At 74.4% G+C, this 7,852-nt stretch carries 8 protein-coding genes; 6 read left to right on the top strand and 2 right to left on the bottom strand.

Features of this window, described 5'->3' with window-relative positions:
• Nucleotides 1–191: 191 nt before the first annotated feature.
• From ACFV4G_RS42335 to ACFV4G_RS42320, 4 genes are all read left to right on the top strand, one after another.
• The gene (locus ACFV4G_RS42335) at nucleotides 192–1,052 is read left to right on the top strand and encodes a class I SAM-dependent methyltransferase (protein WP_380448788.1); all 861 of its coding nucleotides are present in this window, start codon (nucleotides 192–194) and stop codon (nucleotides 1,050–1,052) included.
• Nucleotides 1,053–1,215: 163 nt separating this feature from the next.
• The gene (locus ACFV4G_RS42330; protein WP_380448786.1) at nucleotides 1,216–1,869 is read left to right on the top strand and encodes a DedA family protein; all 654 of its coding nucleotides are present in this window, start codon (nucleotides 1,216–1,218) and stop codon (nucleotides 1,867–1,869) included.
• A 101-nt stretch (nucleotides 1,870–1,970) separates the two neighbouring features.
• Entirely contained in the window at nucleotides 1,971–2,639 is a 669-nt protein-coding gene (locus ACFV4G_RS42325) for an O-methyltransferase (RefSeq protein WP_380448784.1), read from the top strand.
• A 26-nt stretch (nucleotides 2,640–2,665) separates the two neighbouring features.
• Nucleotides 2,666–3,565, top strand: a complete 900-nt coding sequence (locus tag ACFV4G_RS42320) for a Gfo/Idh/MocA family protein (protein WP_380448790.1) — start codon at nucleotides 2,666–2,668, stop codon at nucleotides 3,563–3,565.
• A 40-nt stretch (nucleotides 3,566–3,605) separates the two neighbouring features.
• On the opposite strand, the gene ACFV4G_RS42315 is transcribed toward ACFV4G_RS42320, so the two are convergent.
• Nucleotides 3,606–4,181 carry a hypothetical protein gene (locus ACFV4G_RS42315; protein ID WP_380448781.1) on the bottom strand — a complete coding sequence of 192 codons (576 nt, stop codon included), beginning with the start codon at nucleotides 4,179–4,181 and terminating at the stop codon, nucleotides 3,606–3,608.
• An 89-nt stretch (nucleotides 4,182–4,270) separates the two neighbouring features.
• On the bottom strand, nucleotides 4,271–5,749 hold the full coding sequence (locus ACFV4G_RS42310; protein ID WP_380448778.1) for an insulinase family protein: 1,479 nt from the start codon (nucleotides 5,747–5,749) through the stop codon (nucleotides 4,271–4,273).
• A gap of 362 nt (nucleotides 5,750–6,111) precedes the next feature.
• On the opposite strand from ACFV4G_RS42310, the gene ACFV4G_RS42305 reads away from it, so the two are divergent.
• Nucleotides 6,112–7,119 carry a trypsin-like serine peptidase gene (locus ACFV4G_RS42305; protein WP_380448776.1) on the top strand — a complete coding sequence of 336 codons (1,008 nt, stop codon included), beginning with the start codon at nucleotides 6,112–6,114 and terminating at the stop codon, nucleotides 7,117–7,119.
• A gap of 48 nt (nucleotides 7,120–7,167) precedes the next feature.
• A partial coding sequence (locus ACFV4G_RS42300; RefSeq protein ID WP_380448773.1) for a trypsin-like serine peptidase occupies nucleotides 7,168–7,852 on the top strand: 685 nt, incomplete at its 3' end.

The raw sequence follows: 7,852 nt of genomic DNA, 5'->3' as shown, positions 1-7,852 counted from the left end.
GGGGGGGCTGGTTTTTTTTTAACCCCCACAGGCCCCCCCCCCCCCCCCGCCGGGCGCCTACCGCGTGGGGGGGGGGGGGGGCCCCCTGCGGGGGGCCCGGGCCGGGGGCGGGCCCGCGGGCCCGTCGTCCCGGGGTGTGAGAATCGGCGGGTTCGAGCGGGTGCTCGGGTGGACGGCGGAGGGAGAGGGCGATGGGCGGCGTGGAGCGGCCGGACTTGGGGGAGGTGCCGGAGACGGCGCTGTGGACGCTGTGGCACCGGGCGGTGGAGGCCCGGCGGCCGGACGCGGTCCTGCACGACCCGAAGGCGGTCGAGCTGGTCGGGCGGATCGACTTCCCGTTCGAGGAGCGGTTCGGGCGCCGGGCGGCGGTCGCACAGCTCCAGGCGCTGCGGGCGGCGTGCTTCGACCGCGAGGTGGCGGACTTCCTCGCCCGCAACCCGCGCGGCACCGTCGTCTGCCTGGGCGAGGGCCTGGAGACGCAGGCCTGGCGGGTCGACAACGGGCGCGCCCGCTGGATCTCCGTCGACCTGCCGGAGACGGCCGCGCTGCGCGAGCGCCTGCTCCCGCCGGACGCGCGCCACCGCATCGTCGTGTGCTCCGCCACGGACCCGCGCTGGATGGACGAGGTGGACCCGGCGCAGGGGGTGCTCATCAGCACCCAGGGCCTGCTGATGTACCTGCGCCCGCCCGAGGTCCGCGGGCTGATCGCCGCCTGCGCCGAGCGCTTCCCCGGCGCGACCTTCGTCCTCGACGCGGTGCCGCGCTGGTTCAGCGCGCGGGCCGTCCAGGGGAAGCTGCGGGACAAGTACTACAAGGCGCCGGCCATGCCGTTCGGCATGGACGCGGGCGAGCGCGGGAAGCTCGCCACCGCCCACCCGGCGGTGACGGACGTCCGCGAGGTGTACCCGGAGGGCGGGCGCGGGATCGTCCGGGCGCTGCTGCCCCTCGCGGCCCATGTGAACGGCAGGCCGTCCGTGGTCGCACTGCGCTTTGCCAAAAAGAGGGAATCGGCCGAAGGTAGCGGAACCTCCGCCGCGGCCCGTACGTCGTAAGACCAGGTAAGACCAGGCGATCGGCGGGGAGAACACGGCCGGCCGGCACGTTAGGCTGCCTGGTCAGAGGGGGAGCGGCCCGCGTGCCGCCATCGGAAGACCGCCGGGACGGGCGCACCGCACAGGGGCGCGCCCGCACCGACCTGCCACGGAGGTACTGGCCTTGCACATCGACGCCTGGATCGAGAGCGTCCCCCCGGGGGCCGTGTACGGCCTCGTGGGCTTGATCATCGGTCTGGAGTCGCTGGGCATCCCGCTGCCCGGCGAGATCGCGCTGGTCACGGCGACGCTGATGGCCGTCAAGGGCGTCGTGAGCCCGTGGGGCATTGCCGGCGTGGCGATCGCGGGCGCGATCATCGGCGACTCGATCGGCTACTCGATCGGGCGCAAGGGCGGCAAGCCGCTCTTCGAGAAGCTCGGCCGCAGGTTCCCCAAGCACTTCGGGCCCTCCCACCTGGCCACCGCCGAGCGGTCGTTCCAGCGCTGGGGCATGTGGGCGGTCTTCTTCGGCCGCTTCATCGCGCTGCTGCGCATCTTCGCGGGGCCGCTGGCGGGCGCGCTGAAGATGCCGTACTGGAAGTTCCTGATCGCGAACGTGCTCGGTGGCGTGGTCTGGGCCGGCGGCACGACGCTGCTGGTCTACAAGGTCGGCAAGAGCATCGAGCCGTGGCTGTCGCGCTTCTCGTGGGCCGGGCTGGCGGCGGCCGTCGTCGTGGGCGCCGGCTCGGCGTGGTTCATGAAGCGGCGCGCCGCGAAGGCGCACGCCGCGCACGAGGCGGCGGCATCGGAGAGCGTCAAGGAGCCGGTGGCGGACTGACGTTCGGGCCGCGGGGTCACCTGCGTCGGCGGCGGTGCGGAGTAGCGTGTGATCACGCACAGCCCGTACCGCCCGCACCGCACCGAGCACTGGAGGCCCCGATGACGCAGCCGACCTGGGACGCCGTGGACGCGTACTTCTCGGACACGCTGGTCGGCCACGACCCCGTCCTGGAGGCCGCGTCCGCCGCCGCCGACGCGGCGGGCCTGCCGCACATCGCCGTCGCCCCCAATCAGGGCAAGCTGCTGCACCTGCTGGCGCTGACGGTCGGGGCCCGGCGGATCCTGGAGGTCGGCACGCTCGGCGGCTACAGCGCGATCTGGCTGGCGCGCGCCCTGCCGGCGGACGGCACGCTGATCACCCTGGAGATCGACCCGAAGCACGCCGAGGTCGCCCGCGGGAACCTCGCCCGCGCCGGGCTGGACAAGGTGGCCGAGGTGCGGCTCGGCAGCGCCCTCGACTCGCTGGCCGTGATCGGCGCGGAGGGCGGCGAGCCCTTCGACCTCGTCTTCATCGACGCCGACAAGGTCAACAACCCCGCGTACTTCGCGTGGGCGCTCAAGCTGACCAGGCCGGGCTCGCTGATCGTGGTCGACAACGTGGTCCGCGGCGGCGCCGTCGCGGACGCGGCCGGCACCGACCCCGCCGTCGTCGCCACGCGTAGGCTGCACGACGTGATCGCGGCCGAGCCGCGCGTCACCGCGACGTCCGTGCAGACCGTCGGCAGCAAGGGCTACGACGGCTTCACGCTGGCGCGCGTGCAGAACTGAACCACCGCAACACCTTGGAGGACCCTGTGCGGATCGGACTGCTGGGCACCGGCCCCTGGGCGGAGCGCGTGCACGCGCCCGTCCTCGCCGACCACCCCGGACTGGAGTTCGCGGGCGTGTGGGGCCGCCGTCCCGAGGCCGCCACGGCGCTCGGCGCGGCGCACGGCGTGCCCGGGTACGCGGACCTCGACAAGCTGCTCGCCGAGGTGGACGCGGTCTCGATCGCGCTGCCACCGACCGTCCAGGCCGACCTCGCGGTGCGCGCCGCCGAGGCTGGCTGCCACTTGCTGCTCGACAAGCCGGTCGCGCTGACCGTCCCGGACGCGCGGCGCGTCGCCGGGGCCGTCGAGCGGCACCGCGTCGCGTCCGTCGTGTTCTTCACCGTCCGCTTCGGCGGCGACCAGATCCCGTGGATCGAGCAACAGGCCGCGCTGGGCGGCTGGTTCACCGGCCGCTCGGACTGGCTCGGCTCGGTGTTCGCCCCCGGCAGCGGCAGCCCGTACGCGGCGTCGCCGTGGCGGCAGGAGAAGGGCGCGCTGTGGGACGTCGGCCCGCACGCGCTGTCCGTGCTGCTGCCGGTGCTCGGCGACGCGACGCGGGTGACGGCCGTGGCCGGCCCGCTCGACACGATCCACCTGGTGCTGCGCCACGCGGGCGGCGCGTCCAGCACGCTGGCGCTCAGCCTGACGGCGCCGGTCGCGGCCGGCGGCACGGGCATGGAGATCCGCGGGGAGCACGGCGTGGCCCACCTGCCGGAGCGCGGCGAGGGCCCGATCGCGGCCCTGCACCGCGCCCTGGACGCCCTCCGGGACTCCGCGCGCACGGGCCAACCGCACGCGTGCGGCGCGGAGTTCGGGCTGCGCGTGGTGGAGATCCTCGCGGCCGCCGAGCGCTCGCTGGAGTCTTCGGCGCCCGTCGAGGTGTGATCCCGGCGGGCCAGTGTCCCTTGGCCCAGCGTCCCTTGGCCTACCGTCCCTTGGCCTCGAAGCGGACGAAGTCCCGCCCGGCGGGCCCGGCTTGGAGGCCGAGGGACTGGCCGATCACCGCGGTCGGCGCACCGACGAGCTCGCACAGGCGGCGCATCAGCTCCTCCCCGGAGGTCCGACTGCCGTCCGGCGCCGGGTCGTTGCGCAGTGCGGCGAGCGCGGCCGGGTCGGCGAGGCCGGCCTTGCGCGCGATCTTCCCGCAGTAGGAGTCCCAGTCGGTCCGGTGGGCGGCGTACTCGGACGGGTCGGCCGGCGGGGTCCAGTCGCGGGCCCAGCCCATGTTCTCGTACCCGCCGCCGGGGAAGCAGACGGTGACGCACAGGCCCCACTCGGCGTCCTCCAGCAGCCACACCGTCGTCTTGGAGTCGACGGCGAGCATCCAGGCCGGGTCCATGATGCGGCTGCGGCTGATCCGGCCGAAGCGCGGCTTCGGCGGGTCGAACAGCAGGCCGGTGCCCTGCGGTCCCCGGTAGAGGTAGCCGCCGCGCTTGCCTCGTGCGAGGGCGGTGAGCACCTGTTCGGAGGGGGCGGAGGTGATGGCGGCGTACGTGGGCACGGTGGATCCTCGGAAGTGATGGTCGGGTCGGTGGCGGTCGGCGCCGGTCGGGTCGGGACCGGTCAGTCGGTGCTGGTCGGTCGGCGCCGTCAGTCGGCGCTGCGCAGCGCGGACGCGTGGTAGACGAGGTGCGCCGGGACGGCGGCGTCGACGGCCCGCGCGGCCGCGCCGATGTCGCCGATCAGGTCGGGGACGACGGGCACGAAGCAGGTGCTGTGCCCGTACACGATCCGGGCCGGACCGCGCACCTCGACGGCCGCGATGTCGTCGAACGGCACGTGGTGGATCTCGCCGTCGGGTTCGCGCGCCCACACCCCGGCGTGGTTGACGACGAACCGGGTCTTGCGGGCTGCCGAGTAGCGCAGCCGGTCGGCCAGCGGAGGCTTGAACACCTCGCCGTCGGCGGGCAGTTCGGTGTGGTGGGTGCAGCGGTGGCGGGGCACCGGGGTGCCGTCGGGCAGGACGGGGGAGACCTCGACGCCGCAGGGCACGACGAGCAGGGCGGTGCGCAGCGCGTCCGCGAACGCGCGCCGGGCCCGGTCGGGGGTGACGGCGGCGAGGGCGTCGAGGCGCGCGGGCGCGTCGCGGTAGGTCTCGCCGAACAGCGACCGGGCGGCGGCGTGGCCGAGTTCGGCGATCGTGTTGCGCGGGTCGGTCCAGACCTCGCGCATGCCCTCGCGCTCCTCGGCGAGTTCGGCCTCGGTGACGCCGTCGCGGGCGAGCCGCAGCGCCTCGTGCCAGAGCAGCTCGCTGACGGTCTGCTCCTGGCCCTCGCGGGCGTCGAGGTAGACGGTGTGTTCGCCGGTGGCCGCGCCGGCGTTGTCGAGGCTGCCGCCGACGTCGTAGGTGAGGCCCAAGGCGTGCCGGGCGCTGTCCCGCAGGCGCTGCGCGAACACGGCGACGGCCGCCATGAGGGCGGCGTCCGCCAGTGCGCCGTGCAGCGCGATGCCGGGCCCGGGGACGTCCTCCTGGCGCCAGGACCGGCCGCTGAGCAGCGCGGGCCGGGCTCCGGCGCGGTCGGGCCGCGCGCCGGCGGGCAGCGGCAGGCGCAGCCCGGCGGGCGGCGGGCCGGTGAGGACGAGGACGGCGTTGCCGGCGTGGAAGTACCGGAACAGCGTGTCCTGGACGGCCTCGACGGTGATCCGGTCGGCGCCCGGCCCGCGGTAGGCGGCGAGCCCGAGGCCCTGGACGCCGTACCGGTGCGAGAGCAGCTCGGCGGTCTGGGGGACGGCGACCCGGCCGTCCTCCGCCTCCAGGACCCCGGCCTCCCGGTCGATGCGGTCCAGCGGCAGCTCGCTCAGCGCGGCGCACACCCCGCCCAGGTAGTCCACGACCTGCTCGGGCTGCCCGGAGCACGTGAACCGGGTGAGTTCGAGGTCGACGGACGCGTTGTGGTCGTGGTGGAGCCGCGGCAGCGTGCTCATCGCCAGGTGCTCCACGAGGTGGACCACCCCGAGCGTGCGCAGCGTCTCGTCCCGCGCCCCGCACCCGAAGATGAGCTCGGCCTCCAGCGGGCCGGGCGCGGGGGCCCACAGGACTGGTATTCCGTCGATGACCTCGTGATTCACGCGGCGATCATAAGGGGTGAAGTTCTTTACCCAGTAATGACCCCCATTTTGCCTGCTCACGAGATGCGGCCCACGGCGGACCGTGGGACTCCTCGCGAAGGACGTCGATCCGCTGCCGGACCTCGTCCGGCCGGTGCCCGGCGGGGCTTGCGGGGACGAGGACGGCCCCGGTCGCCGATACGAGAATGAAACGTCGTCACAGGAAGCTGATGTGACCGATGAATGGATGAAACGCGGTCCAGACGAGAACCTGATGTCCCGTCCCTACAGTGCCGCACATGTCACATACCGATTGCCGGAATCGCCTTCGCCGCAGCCGGACCCCCGGCCGAGCGTGCACCCAAGCCGCCCTGACCGCAGTCGTGTTGGCCGCCGGCCTCGCGCTGGCCCCGTCCGCAGGGGCGGTGCCGGAGGACGGGGCCCCCACGAGCCGGGTGGCCGTCCATCCGGAGGCGGTCACGGCCGCGCAGCAGCAAGCCGTCCTGGACTACTGGACCCCGGCGCGGGTCGCCGCCCTGACCCAGCCGTCGTCCGGCAACCCGCCCAGGAGCGGCCCCGACGGAGCCCCGTGGACCGGTACCGCCACCCTGAGCGGGACGGTGGGCAGGCTCTTCTTCACCAACCACGGTGAGGACGAGAGCTGTACCGCGACCGTCGTGAACAGCGCCAACCGCAGCACCGTCGTCACGGCGGCGCACTGCGTCAACAGCACCGACCTCCTCGGTGAGAACGACGAGTGGCTGTCGAACGAGATGTTCGTCCCGGGCTACCACGACGGCCTCGCGCCGTACGGCAGGTTCGTCGCGCGCGCCGGGGTCGCCGATGCCACCTGGCTCCTCAACGACCAGCAGAACGGCCTGAAGTTCGACGCGTACGACCAGGCGTTCCTGGTCCTGAACGGCAACGCCGCGGGCGAGCGCGTGCAGGACGCCGTCGGTGCCGCACAGCGCATCGGCTTCGACCGGCCGGGCAACGCGTCGGTCCACCAGTTCGGCTACCCGCGCGAGGCCTCGGGTGACCCCTCGCGCGCGGGTCTGCCCGAGTTCACCGGGGCCAGGCTCGCCCACTGCGCGGGTCGGACCCGTGAGTACCCCGGTACCAAGGAGCACCCGGAGCCCCGGGGCGAGTGGGGCGCCCCTTGCGTGATGGGCGGCGGCTCCAGCGGCGGTCCCCGCGTCGCCGACTTCGACCCGTCCTCGGGGATCGGCACCGTCGTGGGCGACAACACCCAGGGCGCCTTCTTCGACTCCTCGGGCCGGGTGTGCGAGCGCGGCACCGCCTCCTGCACCCGGCACCTCGTCGGTCCGCAGTTCACCTCCGCGATCACGGAGCCGCTGTACCGGGCCGCCGAAGCCGCACCCGTCGCCTGATCGCGACCGTCCCCCGAAACGAACCGGACCCTACCGAGAATGGCAACGATGTCAGCCGAACACCGAGCATTCCCCCGCAACCTCGCCGCCGCGGGAGCCCTCCTGCTGAGCGCGGCCACGGCGGCGGCCGTCCTGCTGCCGGCCGCCGCCCACGCCGCGGAACCGGAGCCCATCGCGACGCACGCCGGAGCCACGACCGACCAGGAGCGGAGCCGGATCGACGCCTACTGGACCCCGGCCCGGATGAAGCTGGCGGGCGCGGTGGTCCCCGAGATCACCCCCGTGCCCGAGGACGACAACACGCCCGACGATCCGCTGCCGCTTCCCCCGAACACGCCGGACCCCGGGGCGACCTGGACGCACGGCGGGGCGGTGAACGAGAGCGTCGGGCGGCTCTTCTTCACTTTCTCCGACGGCTACGACGGCAGCTGCACGGCGACGGTCGTCGAGAGCGCCAACCGCAGCACCGTCGTCACGGCGGCGCACTGCCTGCGGGGCGTCGGCCCCTCCGCCGCCGACGGCACCTGGCGGCACAACGTCTACTTCGTGCCCGGCTACCGCAACGGCACGAAGCCGCTCGGCGGCTTCAGCATCAGGAGCATGGCCACCTCCGCCCGCTGGGACGCCGACCCGGGGGGGTGCGGGCCCGGCGGGGGCCGCGCGGGCGCCCGAGCCCCCCCTCTCGCGCGGGGCGGCTCGAGCGGGGGCGCGCGGTCGCGCCTGGGCGCGGCGC

It is taken from the genome of Kitasatospora sp. NPDC059747, assembly GCF_042732955.1.
Taxonomy (GTDB): Bacteria; Actinomycetota; Actinomycetes; order Streptomycetales; family Streptomycetaceae; genus Kitasatospora.
This window is presented reverse-complemented; position numbering and strand designations above follow the sequence as displayed.